The organism is Paraburkholderia phenazinium (assembly GCF_900100735.1).
Lineage (GTDB): Bacteria > Pseudomonadota > Gammaproteobacteria > Burkholderiales > Burkholderiaceae > Paraburkholderia > Paraburkholderia phenazinia.
In genome coordinates this window covers 1-13,751 of sequence record NZ_FNCJ01000032.1, presented here as the reverse complement: position 1 = coordinate 13,751, position 13,751 = coordinate 1, and the positions used below count along the sequence as shown (strand labels likewise).

Annotated in this window: 12 protein-coding genes; 2 read left to right on the top strand and 10 right to left on the bottom strand. The window is 62.9% G+C overall.

The window, feature by feature from the left end; genetic code table 11:
• Positions 1 to 8: 8 nt before the first annotated feature.
• The 9 genes from BLQ92_RS37065 to BLQ92_RS37025 are packed head-to-tail and all read right to left on the bottom strand — an operon-like array spanning position 9 to position 6,195.
• On the bottom strand, positions 9 to 416 hold the full coding sequence (locus tag BLQ92_RS37065; protein WP_090695582.1) for a flagellar hook assembly protein FlgD: 408 nt from the start codon (positions 414 to 416) through the stop codon (positions 9 to 11).
• Positions 406 to 1,149, bottom strand: coding sequence for a hypothetical protein (locus BLQ92_RS37060; RefSeq protein WP_143016742.1), 744 nt, complete (start codon positions 1,147 to 1,149; stop codon positions 406 to 408). The genes BLQ92_RS37065 and BLQ92_RS37060 overlap by 11 nt, the downstream gene beginning before the upstream one ends.
• Complete coding sequence (locus tag BLQ92_RS37055; protein ID WP_090695578.1) at positions 1,146 to 1,598, bottom strand: hypothetical protein; 453 nt, start codon at positions 1,596 to 1,598, stop codon at positions 1,146 to 1,148. Before BLQ92_RS37055 ends, BLQ92_RS37060 begins: the two co-directional genes overlap by 4 nt.
• Positions 1,595 to 2,932, bottom strand: coding sequence for a FliI/YscN family ATPase (locus BLQ92_RS37050; protein ID WP_244106594.1), 1,338 nt, complete (start codon positions 2,930 to 2,932; stop codon positions 1,595 to 1,597). Before BLQ92_RS37050 ends, BLQ92_RS37055 begins: the two co-directional genes overlap by 4 nt.
• A complete protein-coding gene (locus tag BLQ92_RS37045; protein ID WP_090695573.1) occupies positions 2,919 to 3,632 on the bottom strand; it encodes a FliH/SctL family protein in 714 nt (237 codons plus the stop codon). Before BLQ92_RS37045 ends, BLQ92_RS37050 begins: the two co-directional genes overlap by 14 nt.
• Positions 3,629 to 4,168 (bottom strand): hypothetical protein, encoded by a 540-nt coding sequence (locus BLQ92_RS37040; RefSeq protein ID WP_090695571.1) that lies wholly within the window; start codon positions 4,166 to 4,168, stop codon positions 3,629 to 3,631. The genes BLQ92_RS37045 and BLQ92_RS37040 overlap by 4 nt, the downstream gene beginning before the upstream one ends.
• Positions 4,165 to 5,658, bottom strand: coding sequence for a flagellar basal-body MS-ring/collar protein FliF (gene fliF / locus BLQ92_RS37035; RefSeq protein ID WP_244106595.1), 1,494 nt, complete (start codon positions 5,656 to 5,658; stop codon positions 4,165 to 4,167). Before fliF ends, BLQ92_RS37040 begins: the two co-directional genes overlap by 4 nt.
• 13 nt (positions 5,659 to 5,671) lie before the next feature.
• Positions 5,672 to 5,971, bottom strand: coding sequence for a flagellar hook-basal body complex protein FliE (gene fliE, locus BLQ92_RS37030; RefSeq protein WP_090695567.1), 300 nt, complete (start codon positions 5,969 to 5,971; stop codon positions 5,672 to 5,674).
• On the bottom strand, positions 5,968 to 6,195 hold the full coding sequence (locus tag BLQ92_RS37025; protein WP_175773312.1) for a flagellar basal body rod protein FlgC: 228 nt from the start codon (positions 6,193 to 6,195) through the stop codon (positions 5,968 to 5,970). The genes fliE and BLQ92_RS37025 overlap by 4 nt, the downstream gene beginning before the upstream one ends.
• Before the next feature lie 62 nt (positions 6,196 to 6,257).
• On the opposite strand from BLQ92_RS37025, the gene BLQ92_RS37020 reads away from it, so the two are divergent.
• A complete protein-coding gene (locus BLQ92_RS37020) occupies positions 6,258 to 12,251 on the top strand; it encodes a LysM peptidoglycan-binding domain-containing protein (protein ID WP_090695565.1) in 5,994 nt (1,997 codons plus the stop codon).
• A complete protein-coding gene (locus BLQ92_RS37015) occupies positions 12,241 to 12,510 on the top strand; it encodes a DUF7660 family protein (RefSeq protein ID WP_090695562.1) in 270 nt (89 codons plus the stop codon). Before BLQ92_RS37020 ends, BLQ92_RS37015 begins: the two co-directional genes overlap by 11 nt.
• 90 nt (positions 12,511 to 12,600) lie before the next feature.
• Here the strand turns inward: BLQ92_RS37015 and BLQ92_RS37010 are convergent, their stop codons facing one another.
• Positions 12,601 to 13,638 carry an IS481 family transposase gene (locus BLQ92_RS37010; protein ID WP_090691711.1) on the bottom strand — a complete coding sequence of 346 codons (1,038 nt, stop codon included), beginning with the start codon at positions 13,636 to 13,638 and terminating at the stop codon, positions 12,601 to 12,603.
• Between the last annotated feature and the right edge of the window lie 113 nt (positions 13,639 to 13,751).

The window sequence follows — 13,751 nt, the reverse complement described above, 5'->3', positions numbered from 1 at the left end:
ACTTTCCTTTAGCGGACCGAGACGATCTGCGAAATGGTTGCGTTAGTGAGAAACTGGCCGCTGTCGGTCTCGATCGTCAGTTGCGGCTGCGAGTCCTTGAACGACACGCTCTTGACCACACCGCTCAGGAGCGCGGTGTCGGTCTGCACGTCGACGTTGCGGCCGAGCAGACCCAAGGTTTGCGTCGCTGACTGGACCGACAGCAGGTTGTCGATCTTGTCGGTCATCTGGCGGGTTTGCTCAAGTGAGGTGAACTGCGCGAGCTGCGACACGAATTCAAAGTTGTCGACCGGCTTGAGCGGATCCTGATAGGTCAACTGAGTCAGGATGATTTGCAGCAGCGACTGCATGTCGAGACCCATCGAATCGATCCGGTTGTTCACATCACTGGTGGAACTGACGGGGCTAATAGCCATAGGGTGCTCCTGGCAAGGGGTTCGAAGTCTGCGCGATGCCGTTGATCACGAGTCTGACCTCGTGCATGCCATGCCGGCGTGCTTCGGCCAGCGCTTTCTGCTTCAGCGTATCGAGGTCTTCAGACGCCGCGCCGTTGATGCGCACGACGATGGAAACCGTGCCCGCATCAACTGTGACGTTGAGCCGGTAGGGGACTGCGCCAACTGCGCCCGGCGGTTTCACGGGCGTGTCCAGACGAGCGTCCTGCGGCGCGGGCGGCATGGTGAGGTCTGACGGTAGCCGCGTCGCTTCGCGTCCGGCCGATGGCGTGTGCATCATTTGAGCGGACGAGGCGAGACATATGGGTATCGCACTCGCGGCTTCCTGCTGCTCCGGGCCGTTCGCCGCGACTGGACGCGCAGGCGCCACCTGGGCCTCGGGGAGCGCCAGGCCATGCGCACGAGCACGAACGGCAGGCGTCGCACGTGGGGCGCCCACGCCCGGATTCTCAGTCGAGCTGGCAACAGTGCCGGGTATCGGATGGGCATGATCGCGAGTGGGGCCGGGATGCACCGTCTGGGCTGTCCCCGGCTGCTTCCCCGCAGTGCCTGGCGATTGCGCGCCGGCCCACATGTCTTTTTCCATCACCCGCAGAACCTGCTGGAACGCAACGCGATCCGGGCCTTTCGGCGAGCGTGAAGGGTCAGCCTGCCCCCGCGCTTCAGGCCAGGTGCGAGATACACTCAGATTCACAAGCGGTCTCCGTATAAAACGTGCATATCTTCCAGCCGGCTCGCTTCGCGCTCCTCGCTGGAACGCTGAAAGCGGCGCCGGGCGTCCTTTAGACGCTGTTCCGCTACGCCGGCCTGGTGTTCGCGACCCAGCATCTCGGTGCGTTTTTCGTCGACACGCGCTGCCGCGTCTCGTGTCGCCTGTTGGGCCTGCAGATGCGCGACGCGCCCCGATGCAACGGCGCCCGCACCGTTTAGCGCCAGAGTGGGCGAAAGACCCGTGGGCGCAAGCAAGGCGCGGCGCCATCCATCGAGGCAGGCGTCGAGTTCGGCTAACACCTGGTGCTCGCGCACCTGCTCGCTCTGATGGGCTTGTGCGCGGCGCAGGGTTTCGATGCGCGTGCGCTCGAGTTGCAGCCGGCGAACTTCGGCTATCACCTTTGCGGTATCGAACTGTTTGCGTTTGCTCACGTCCGCTCCTCTTTTAACAACACGGCCAGCTCCGCGAGTGCGGTCTCACGCGAGATGGCCTTGCTGGTGTCCTGACGAAGAAAGCCGGTTAGGCCCGCACGCAGCCGCAGCGCGCGATCGAGTCCCGGATTGCTGCCTGCCGCGTAGAGTCCCGATTCGATCAAGGTGCGCGAGGATTCATACAGCGCGAGCTGTGCGACCACGTCGGCGGCAAGCTGCCGATCCTCAGAACGGGTGACCTGCGGCATGACCCGGCTGACGCTGCGTGCTACGTGGATGGCCGGAAAGTGGCCCTGCTCGGCGAGTTCGCGGGTCAACACGATGTGCCCATCGAGCAGCGCACGCATTGTTTCGGCCATCGGGTCATCGACGTCGTCGGTTTCGGTCAGTACGGTCATCAACGCGGTGATGGCGCCGCTTCCTTTGAGCGCGCCGCATCGTTCGACGACCTTGGGGAGGGCGGCGAACACGCTCGGGGTGTAAGCGCGCACGGTTGGCGGCTCGCCTGCCGCGAGACCTATTTCGCGCAGTGCGAGGGCGTAGCGGGTTACCGAGTCGAGCAGAAGCAATACATGGGCGCCGCGCGAGCGGAAGTATTCAGCGAGTGACAGCGCGACAAGCACGCTGCGTGCACGCATCACCGCTGGCTGATCCGAGGTGGCCACGACCATGGTCGAGCGCGCGCGGGCCGATTCGGAGAGCGAACGATGCCAGAATTCGTCCGCTTCGCGCCCGCGCTCGCCGACCAGACAGAGCACGCAAACGTCAGCTTCCACATGGCTTGCGAGGCTGCTGAGCAAAGTGGTTTTGCCCACGCCGCTGCCGGCGAAGATGCCGACCCGCTGGCCGATGCCCAGCGTCAACAGGCTGTCGAGAACCCGCACACCGGTTTGCAACGGCAGTGACGGCGACAGACGTGCCAGCGGCGGCGTGCCGACCCCTGCGAGCGGCCACGACGTCTCGCCGGCGATGACAGGCGGCCCGCTATCCACTGGCCGGCCAAGCGGGTCGATGACACGCCCGAGATAACCTGCTCCCATCGGCATGGTGGCGCCGACCCGGGTGGCGCGCACCGTGTCGCCGACACAGAGTGACGAGGCGGCGGTGTACGGCACCAGCGTGACGCGTCCCACCTCGACCTTGACGACCTCTGCCAGCCCCTGCTGCGGGCCCGGGTTGCCGAGCGTGCACAGCGAGCCGAGCGGCACGCCGGGGCCATCGGCCTCGATGAAGGTGGGCATCACGCGCGTGACGGTACCAAGCCGCGTTACCGGATCGACGCGGCGCATGGCGGCGAGGTAGGGATGCTCGGCGCGCATGTCAGGCGGTCTCATGCAGCGTTGCCAGCGCACTCATCAGATGCGCTTTCTGCTGTGGCAGACTGATATCCAGCCGGCCGAGCTTCAGATCGATCATGCACGAGCCCGCTGGCATCTGTGGATCGGCCTGTACCGAAAGCGCCGAATGCCCGCTAAGGGGGGCAAACGCGAGGCGCAGTTGTTCGGCATCCGGAAAATCGGCTGCAGAGACCCGCACGCCGACGGTTGAATTTGCCGTTACTTGCGCGAGATGGTGCCGCGTTGTTTGGCCGATGAGCTCGGCATACGCGGCCGGATCGCCGAGAATTTTTTCAAGCGCGATGAGCGTCATCTCGAGCGCGAGCGGTTCGATGGCGCGCAATTGCTCGGCAAACGCTTCCAACGCTGCCTGGACACCCTCGCGTAACGTCGCGAGTTGCGCTTCATGATCGCGTTTGACCGTGGCTGCGCCCAGTTGCATGCCCTCATCCATGCCGCGCTGATACGCGGCCTGTTCCAGCGTTTCGCACTGGCGCACCTGGTCCGCTGCGGCCTGCTCAAGCTCGGCAATGCGGTGCTTGAGCCGTTCGGCTTGTTCGTCGCCAGACTGTGGCGCGTGCGGTTGATCCGCACGTTGATCGAGCCGCTTCGTTTCCACTTGAATGGCCGTCCGCGCTTCGAGCGCCTTGCGACCCGTGGCGATCGTGACATGGCCCGCTTTGAGTAGCTGGCTCATACTTTTCGCCCCAACCAGGCGCGAATTTTCTGCCCGAGATTGGCGGGCTTCGACGCGCTTGCTGCCGTTGCGGCTTCCGGCTGCTCCAGCGACGTGCTGGCGGCCTCCAGCAACGCGGCGCGCGCAGTCCCGGTCATCGCATAGACGCGGCTGGGCTGCACGAGCGCCATATGCCGGTCCCTGGGCAGAGCATCGAGTACTGCCTCACGCGTCTGAGGATCGACGCAGGACAACAGGCGCGACATCAGTTCGGCGGGCAGGGTGTCGCAAGTGCGAATCAATGCCTGTGCGCCAAGGGCGCTATGCGGCTCGTTCGCGTTACTTTGGACCTCGGCGTTGCCGACGTCTTCGAATCCGCTCACAGCGGCTCCCGCGTGATACGGCGCTTCGGCCAGCAGGGGGCGTAGTTGCGTCCGTTCGGGGGGAGTGAGCGCGCTCCACACCGCCTCGATGTCCTCGATCGAGCACCGGCTCAGTTCAGCTACCGTGCGGCGCAGCCGTCGCGCGTTGGCGTGTTGTGGCCCGGAGACGCTCACTGTTCTGCTCCTTCCTGCGCCAGCAGCCTGCGCAAGCGCACGATGTATTCGTCGCGTTGTTGTTGGCTTAATGTGCGTGCAGCTGCCGACGACCGCTTGCGAAACCGCCAGATCGTCCATGCAGCGAGAAGGAGCAGCAACCCGACGCCAGCAACCGCAGCGGCTTGACGCAGCGACCAGCCGCCAAAGCTCGTTGTGCCGAGCGATTCCTGCGATGCCTGGGTGGCAACGGGTTCTGAACGCTCTCTGCTTTGGGCTGGCTCGTCGGCTTGCGATAGCCCCGCGGTCTCCGCGGGGTCTGCATCGCTGGCCGGGAGCGCAACGCCAAGGGCAGCGGGAGCGCTCGACGCCCCAGCCGCAAGCGGGCCGCCTACAAAGATCGACAGCACATCGCCTCTCGCCGGATCGAGGCCGATCGAAGCCGCAACGACAGAATGGATGCGGTTCAGATCTTCCTGCGCGAGCGGATGGTCGAGTACGATCCCGACCGATAGCCGGCGGATCGAGCCGGGTTCGGAGACGGTCTGTTCCAGCTTGCGGTCGGTTCGGGTGCCGTCCGCCGCCGTGGCCGAGGGCAGCGGCGGCAGCCCGGCAGGGATGGACGACCTGCCGGATGCCCCCGGCAGCGGAGTTGTCAGGGACGCCGTTCTGCTTTCCGGATCCGGTACCGGCTGGGTCAGATCCGATTCCCGCGTGGTTCTCGACTGGTCGAAATTCAGGCTCGCGTCGACGCTAACCGACGCATGGCTTGAGCCGGTCAATGGGGCGATCTGCGCAAGGATTTTCTGTTCGTAGTGGTGTTCGAGCGCGGTCTTCAGCGCGTACTTTGGATCGTCGAGGTCGTTGCCGCGCGGATTGGCGAGGTCGCCTTTCTGGTCGACCACAATCACGTCGGTCGGGGACAACTCGGGCACGGTGGCCGCCACCAGTCGCTGGATGCCCCGCACGGTGTCCGGCGCAAGCACGTGACCCTCGCGCATGAAGAGCGCGACCGACGCTTTGGGGCGCGCCGCGTCGCGATGGAAAATCGACGCTTCGGGCAAGGTCAGGTGAACGCGTGCGAGATCGATGTCGTCGAGCGTCATGATCGTGCGCGCCAGTTCGCCCTGCAGGGCGCGCTGATAGTTCACCTTTTGTGCGAAGTCGGTCAGACCGAGGTCGGAGTTGTTGAAGAGTTCGAAGCCGACCGAACCTTGCAGCCGCAGGTCGCCGCTCATGAGCTTCAGACGCATGGCGCGCGTGTCGCCTTCGGGCACCAGAATGGCGGACGACTTCTCGTCGATCCGGTACGGAACCTTCTGTTTCTCCAGTGCTGCGATTAGCGTCGAGGCATCCTGTGGCCTGAGATCGCTGAACAGCACCTGATAGCGCGGGCGCAACACGAGGTATGCGGCCAGCATGATGCCGACCAGCAACAGCGCCAGCACGCCGGCGAGCACGAATTGCCGCCGGCGTGTGCCTTCGGTGAAGTACGAGGTGAGGCTCGACATTTCGGCTTCCATCCTAGAGTTGCATCCGCATGAGTTCCTGATAACCCTCTACCAGCCGTGAACGAACCTGCAGCGCGAACTGAAGTGACAGGCGAGCATCTTCCAGCGCCATCATGACCTGATGCGGCGGCACAGCTTTGCCAAGCGCGAAGTCCAGCACTGCGCTATTGGCGGCAGCCACCGACGTGTCGACCTGCTGCGCGCCCGACACGAGCATCTCGCCGAAGCCTTGCTGGGGGTGCTGGGCAAGGCTCGACTGCCACGTTGGCGCGAGGAACGCCGATTGAGCGGCGCTGATTTCGGCGACATTCATGAGTGACTTCCCAGATCGAGTGCGCGCATGTACATCGAGCGAGCCGCGTTGAACATCACCACGTCGGATTCGTAGACCCGTAGCGTCTGGACCATCAGGGCCATCTCTCCAGCATGGTCGAGACCCGGGTAGGCGACGAAACCCTTGGCATCGGCATGAGGATGCGCGGGGTCATAGACAAGGCGTGCGGGTGCATCGATTTGCTCGATGCCGTAGGTTTGCACGCCGCTCAGCCCTGGGCCGGCGGCTGTGGCGGTGCTGCCCGCGCGATTCGCTGACCGTTAGTGTGCCGGACCTGTCGAGCTACGGGGCGTATCAACTCGAGTTCAGGACGAAGGTCTCGTATTCGGGCATCGGGTGGGTTCAACCCCCGAGGGCGGGCGATTCGCCGGACCCCTTGTACCTCGCACCCTTTACGGATTCGTATACACTCGGCTCGGTGATCGGCAGCCCGCTGAGCGGCAGCGTCGAAATCCCGGTCGACTGGGACTTCGTGGGAGGCTTTCCGAGCAACAAACCCTTTGCCCAGCCGGTGGGAGCGCACCAGGCGCTCTATCCGACGCTGTATGGCGACATGGGTTCCAGAGTCGACTTCAGCTATTCCGTCGAAATCTACCTCACGCCGCTTAACGGTATCGGCGCGCCGCAACTGATCAGCACGGTCCAGCAGACGACACGACTGTTTGACTCGACCGTACCCGGTGCCTCGAACCTTACGCCTTACACGGTGGCGGCGGGCGACGCGCTCAACAGTTCGACACTCATCGCGCAAGCGTCAAACCTGCTGACCGTCGCGAGTGGAACGTTTCCATCGGGCGCGCAGGGCATGCTCTATTACCGCCCAGCGGGCTCGACCGGGAACTTCCAGTTGTTGGGCAACAGCCCGAACGCCCAGCCGCGCTCATATAGTGCGGACATCAGCGGACTGCCCGACGGCGACTATGAAATGATTTTCATGGCGGTGAGCGACGGCAGCGATGGGCGTCTGCCGGATACACTGCTGCGCCGGGAGGGATACGCGGTGCACATCTCGCGTGCGGGCGGTTCGTCGGTTGCGCAAACCGACCTCCCATACGATGCAGTAAGCACCCGCCCGGGCTTCGCCGCAGACTCCTCGGGCAGTTACATCTGGTCGGCGCCACAGGTGCTCAACCTGTATTCGCCGCAGAGCATCGACGCGAAGCTTGCCGATCACCTTGTGGTGCGAGTGCGCGGAGCGGGGGAGGCGAACTGGCGGACCGAATACCCAGTGGGACGCAACCCGGCCACGGGAGCGTTCGCGCTCGACCTGTCCGCGTACGCCGCGGGAAAATACGACGTGGAGATCGATCTGTACGGCGGCAACACGAAGCTCGATTTGTTGCGTGGCAGCGTCAATCTGCCCGGCGCTGGCCAGCAGCCCGAGTTCAACTTCGGTTATCTGAGCGACTACAAATCGACGCTCGTATTCCACGCGCAGCCTTCCGACACGGAATACATGATGGTTTCGTGGGAGCAGGACGGCACGACGCATTACAGTGCGATCAAACGCGGCGGCAACGGCGAGTTCGCGTGGGATACGCTCAACGACGGGCTCATTCCTCACCCTGGCTCCTCGTATCGCTATGCGATCAAGTTCACCGCATACGACGCGTATGGCCGGCCATTGTCGATGGGCGCGGGCGATATTACGGTGGGGGACATCGGCAATTCGCAGGTGACGCTCACGGGTAGCGAACGCCCTTGCATATTCGAGTTCAGTCCGACCGACGATGGCGGACATCCACTGACGAATGCCACGTCGCTGACGCTGTTCTACCGCGAGGCCCCCAAGAATGAGGAGGACTACGCCCGGCCGTTTGTTGAAGTGACGCTCACCCGTGATGCAGGCGGGCACTTCTTCTTCGATGCAACGTCCTTGCCGACCAACGTCGAATACGAGTACCGCTACCTTGCGAGAGACGTGCGCGGTACCGTTCTCATGGAGCGTGAAAGCTATTTCCTGACGGGTACCCGCAACAATCCGGTGACGAACGTCGATATTGTCGGCGTGATCGACCAGACTGCGAAGGACATGACGATCGACCGGATGCAGTCGCACGACGCTTTTGGCGAAGTGTCGGCCGAACGCGACGGCAGGGGTAACTGGACTTACCTGTCGTACAACACGATGGGCATGCTCACGCTCAAGCGCGAGCCGCTGGTGAAGGTGACGCTCGCCAATGGCGCGCAGATCGATCTCGCACCGCTAACCACGTTCTACTACGACCTCACCGGCAATCTGGTCGGCCAGAAAGACGCGAACGGCAATCTGTCGACCCAGCAGTGGAACTACGGACTGGCTCAGCCGGGCGTGGCGAAGTCGTGGGACGCGATGGGTTACAGCAAGGTGTTCCAGCACGATGTGCGGGGTGACCTGCGGGTATCGACCGACGAGCTGAACCGTCGCACTGACTACACGTACGACGGAGAGCACCGTTTGATCGAGATCGCGCGCCCGGTGCTGGCGAACGGCCAACGCAGCGTCGATCGGTACGAGTACGACACCTTGGGTAACCGCATCGCGCACACTGACGCGTTGGGTGGCCGTGAACGGACGTATTACGACGCGGATGGCCGGATCATCCGGACGGTGAGCGCTGCGGGGCGTACGGTGCAGTACGACTACCGGTGGGCGAGCAGCATCGGTTCGCTGGGCACCGCGACCGCCGGCGGCTGGATCAGAACCACGACCGATGCAAACGGGCGCTCGATGGTTGACGAGACGGACCTGTTCGGCCGGCTGACGAAGCATACCGACCTGGGCGGCCATGTTTTCCGCTACACCTACAACTGGGCGGGCCTGCTGACGAAGCAGGAGGGATCGAGCGGTCAGAACGTCGACTACACGTACTACTCACATGGCCTGGTGCGCTCGATTGTCGACAACGCCACGAAAACGCAGTCGCTCTATGAATACGACGGCGACGGCAACCGCACGGCGGAATATTTCCAGAGTTTTGGGGATGTCTACACGTTCGCGCAGTCGACAGTTGAATACGACGCGCTGAACCGGGTGGTCGCGATCCGCGACGATAGCTACAAGGTGTCCTACGAGTACGACGCAGTGGGCAACCGCAGGCGAATGCTGGCGGAATACACGGACATGGTTGGCTACCATGCGAAGACGCAGGAGTACTGGTACGAGTACGACGCGCTGAACCGCTTCACGGTGTCGATGGGTACGCTGTCGGGCGCACGCGCGACCAGTCCTGACGACCGGAGCGTCTCGATCGTGATCGGTGCGGCCGGTGGCGACGGCGTCCAGTTGGGGTACAACGCGGCGGGTGAGCGTGTGCTGGCGGTGTACGCGCTGGATGGCCGCACGGAGCGCTATGAGTACGACGCGAACGGCTATCTGTCGACGCAGCGGGTGAACGGCGTGGTGGTGCAGCAGCGCACCAACGACAGGCTGGGGCGGGTCACGGCGGTGGTGGAACGGGACGCGAGAACCGGGCAGGTGGTGACGAATGCCACGCGGAACTGGGACGCGGACAGCCTGATGACGTCGGAACACGACAGCGTCGAGGGTCGTACCACGACGTATACGCGCATGGCCGACGGCACGCTGGCGAAGGTGGCCACGAATCCCGACCAGACGGGAGGCACCACGGTGACGACCACCTACACGTACGAGTGGTGGGACGCGGCGAAGCAGAAGTCGGTGGTCTCGCAGGGTTCGAATCCGGCGGTGCGGGACTGGAAGCCGGCCAGCTCGTACTTCAATTACGACGCGAACGGCAATCTGAAAGCCGCGTACGACGACGGAGGCGGTGCCCCAGGTGCCGCGCGCGCCTTCAGGTACTGGACCGACCTGCGCGGCCAGGTGCAGCGTCGCGACGAACTGGTGGGCGTGAGCGTCGATGCGAACGGGACGATCACCGGCGCGACGGGCGACCGCAAGCATAACTATTACTACCTGAACGGCAACCGGGTGGGCAACCAGGGCAACGACGGGACCGACAAGGTCGACTACGTGCAAGAGCTGGCGGGCAAGCTGGGCAAGGGCAGCGAAAGCCAGTACAAGGTGTTCACGCCAGTCGGCAGCGCGGACTTCGACGAGAACTTCATGGCGATCAGCGGGGTGTATCCCGCGGTGAGTCCGGGGCAGTGGACGGTGCGCCAGGGCGATACGCTGCAGTCGGTGGCCTCTGCGCTGTGGGGCGACAGCACGCTGTGGTATGTGCTGGCGGAGGCGAACGGGCTGAAGGGCGACGATGTGCTGAAGGCCGGCCAGGTGCTGACGGTGCCCAACCGGGTGACGAACGTGCATAACACGGCGAGTACTTTCAAGCCGTATGACCCGGGCCGTGCGATTGGCAATACGCAGCCGACGTTGCCGGATCCGCCCCCGCCGCCTTCGGCGGGGGGAAGTGGATGTGGTGGGATCGCCATGATCGTTGCGGTGGTGATTACGGCCATCGTGACCGCAGTGACTTATGGAGCGACCTCTGAACTTCTGTATGCCGAACTGGGCACGACGGCTGCGGCTGCGGGCACGGCGACGTCTGTGGGCGTGGGAGTGGCTGCGGGCGTGACGGCGGGAGCCGCGGGTGCTGCCGCGGGTCAGGGTGTGATGATGTCGGCCGGTCAGCAGAACGGTTTCAACTGGAATGGCCTGGCGCAGGGAGCGTTGACTGGGGCGTTGACTGGCGGGTTTGCTGCTTCCGGTGTGGGCAAGGCGCTGGCCGACGCGATGGGAGGGCTGGGTGAGGCGGGTAGCCAGATCGGTGCTCAGGCGGTGCTGGGGGCGGGACGCTCGGCGCTGACCCAAGGGCTCGGCATAGCAACGGGGCTGTCGCATGGGTTTGACTGGAAAGGTGTTGCGGCGAGTGCAATTGCGTCGGGTGCGGGGTATGGTGTTGGCCAGACGGCGGTGGGTAAAATACCGGTTGTGGGTGGAGTTGCGTCGGGAGTTGCGGCGGGCGCGGCGAGTACGTTAGCGCGTGGTGGCAGTCTTGGGCGCAATGTTGGGGCGATCACCGCGGATGCGATCGCATCCACGGTTGGAAACCTTGTAGTGAACCAGGTGCAGGCGCAAAGCGTCGGGAAAACTGCCGTGAGCGGTAACGGCAGCATGAGCGCACTGTATGGCTCTGGTGGCAGCTACGAAGAACTGGTGAGGCAGACGGCGCAGGCGAGCTACGGTGCCAATGCGGGCGATCAGTTTGCGTGGCTGGCCAATAGCCAGTTCACGCCCGGGGCGAGCGCGTATGGTTCGGCAGTGTCCACCATGAACCTGACGCCAGCCGATGAGCGTCTGCTGACGCTGGTGGACAACGGCAGATCGATTGTTGGCTCGTCGATCTCGCCGGACGTAATTGGCAAGGCTGTACCGTATCCGCCGATCTCGGTGAGTGTGTTGCCGGGAGGTACGCCGGGTAGCATCGGCGCGGCGCCGGGGCTGTTCGACGGTCTGGGCAACATTGCGAATGCGTACTGGAACGGGGCGATCGGACTGGGCGATGCGCTGGAGATGGGCGCGGGTCAGATCCGGGAGGTATTCCACCCGAAGGACGCGGTACTCAATGCCGCGACCGATGTGTCGGCCTGGGGTGTGCATCAGGGTGGTATCCTGGGAGGTGCGGCGCTGTACGGCGGTGCCCTGGTCGGCGGAGTTGCCGACGGGATGTTGCCGAATTCGAAGGCCGAGGCAGTGTTCAGCGTGGCTGGCGGTGCGGTTGCCGGCAAGCTGATCGGTCCAATGATCGGCGGTCTGGAAGGACTTGCGGCGCGTTCGGTGTATACGTCGTGGCTGGCTGAGGATGCGGGCAGTGTTGCGGGACGGGTGGGTACATCCGTGGCGCAAACGGCCGATGAGATGATCGGAAGCGCAGCCGATAAGTTTGGCTTCCGCATGGCCATTGTTGAAAATGGTCCTGCAAGTACAGCGCCAACGTTTCTATCGGGAGCGCAGTTTGCCGAGTTAGCTCCGAGTGGACTGATTAACCCAAGAACTATCCGTTTTAGTCAGGATAACGCCAGCGCGAATTTTAGACCGCCGTATGGGTCGGTTAACGAGTTCGTTGAAGGCCTGAAAAGTGGTGCTATTGAAGCCACTTCTATTGATCCGGTGCGGTTGGTTGAATTGAACAACAAGGTGTTTACGTTGGACAATCGACGTCTTTATAGCTTCCAGCAGGCAGGGGTTGACGTTCCATACCAGAAGCTGGATAGCATCCCTAAGCGTGAGTTGTTCAAATTCACAACTCAGAATGATGGGGTTTCGCTAGTGATTCGCGGAGGCAACAATGGTAGGTGATGATTTGTACGAGTACGCAAAGACAGTTCAGTCTCGCGAGGACTTTATAAAGTTTGTTGAGTATTTGAACGAGGATTACCGGCAGCAGCAGGCTCAATGGGAGAACCGCTCGCTAGGTGAGTTCCTGGGTGGGCTGTCATCGTTTGCCAACGACATGGCAGGCTACTACAAGAACATGGGTGAGACGGTAGACGTTGATGTCGTTTCATGGCGGCTGGTAGCTGAAATGCTGTTGGCGGCGACGGTGTACGGCAGTTGATTCAAGGCTCACGCGTTGCGTAGCCATTAAAGTGTATTAGCCTAGACCGGATCTGACAGGTAGTCGGGGAAGTGAGGTAAGGAACACGATTCAGCGAGGAATCAGTTTCTCCCTGGCGAGTTCAAGCGAATCGAGGAAGGTACGCATAGGCGTCTTGCCATAACACCATCGCCCCTGATGTTCGCGCTCATTGTTGTACTGGTCAAGCCATGCGTCGAGATCGCTTTGCAAGGTCGGGATCGAATCGTAGATCTTCCGGCGGAAGGCGATGCGATAGAACTCGTTGAGCATGGTCTTGTGAAGCCGCTCGACGATGCCGTTGGTTTGTGGAGAGCGCGCTTTGGTGCGGGTGTGATCGATGTTCTCCACGGCCAGATAAAGCTCGTATTCATGGTGCTCCGGGTTGCCGCAATACTCGGTACCCCGGTCAGTGAGCACGCGCACGAGCGGGATGCCATAGCTGTCGAAGAACGGAACGACGCGATCGTTGAGCAGGTCGGCGGCCGGCAGCGGTGTCTTCCGGTCGTAAAGCTTGGCGAACGCCACCTTCGAGTAGGTGTCGACGAAGGTTTGCTGATAGACCCGGCCCACGCCCTTGAGCGTACCAACGTAAAAGGTATCCTGGGCGCCGCAGTAGCCGGGGCATTCAGATTCGAACTCGCCGTGCGTTTCCTTTTCCAGTTTGGCGCGTTCAAGCGCCGCCAACTGCGATTCAGTCAACACCAGTCCTTCCTGGGCGGACTTGGCCTCCAGCGCCTTCAGGCGCTTGTTCATGGTCTCGAGGTCATGGCGCAACCAGATGCTACGCACCCCCTGAGGCGAGACGCTAAGGGCGTGGCGTTTGAGCACCTCGTTGGCGATACGGATCTGGCCGTAAGCGGGCAGTTCCAGGGCCAGTTCGACCACCGCCGCCTCGACCCGCGGATCCACGCGGTTCTTCAGCAGCGGGCGGTGGTGGGAGATTTCCTGCAGGGCCGCTTCGCCGCCCTTGTCGTACAGTTCCTTGAAGCGGTAGAAGCTGTCGCGGGAATAGCCCATTACCCGGCAGGCTTGGCTGACATTGCCCAGTTGCCGAGCCAGTTCGAGCATGCCGACCTTGGCACGGATGACTTTCTGTTCCTGAGTCATGGTTGACTCCTTGCGGTTTGCCGCGCGCGTTGCCGCTTCGGACTACGTCCTCCACGCCCACGCGCAACAGCACGAGAAACCGACCACTGTCAGATTTAGTCTAGGCTATTGCA

What these genes read in the sequence shown, in the direction of transcription:
- BLQ92_RS37045 (WP_090695573.1), bottom strand. Translation starts at nt 3,632, where the DNA reads ATGAGCCAGCTACTCAAAGCGGGCCATGTCACGATCGCCACGGGTCGC.
- fliE (WP_090695567.1), bottom strand. Translation starts at nt 5,971, where the DNA reads ATGAATGTCGCCGAAATCAGCGCCGCTCAATCGGCGTTCCTCGCGCCA.
- fliF (WP_244106595.1), bottom strand. Translation starts at nt 5,658, where the DNA reads ATGTCGAGCCTCACCTCGTACTTCACCGAAGGCACACGCCGGCGGCAA.
- BLQ92_RS37065 (WP_090695582.1), bottom strand. Translation starts at nt 416, where the DNA reads ATGGCTATTAGCCCCGTCAGTTCCACCAGTGATGTGAACAACCGGATC.
- BLQ92_RS37010 (WP_090691711.1), bottom strand. Translation starts at nt 13,638, where the DNA reads ATGACTCAGGAACAGAAAGTCATCCGTGCCAAGGTCGGCATGCTCGAA.
- BLQ92_RS37050 (WP_244106594.1), bottom strand. Translation starts at nt 2,932, where the DNA reads ATGAGACCGCCTGACATGCGCGCCGAGCATCCCTACCTCGCCGCCATG.
- BLQ92_RS37015 (WP_090695562.1), top strand. Translation starts at nt 12,241, where the DNA reads ATGGTAGGTGATGATTTGTACGAGTACGCAAAGACAGTTCAGTCTCGC.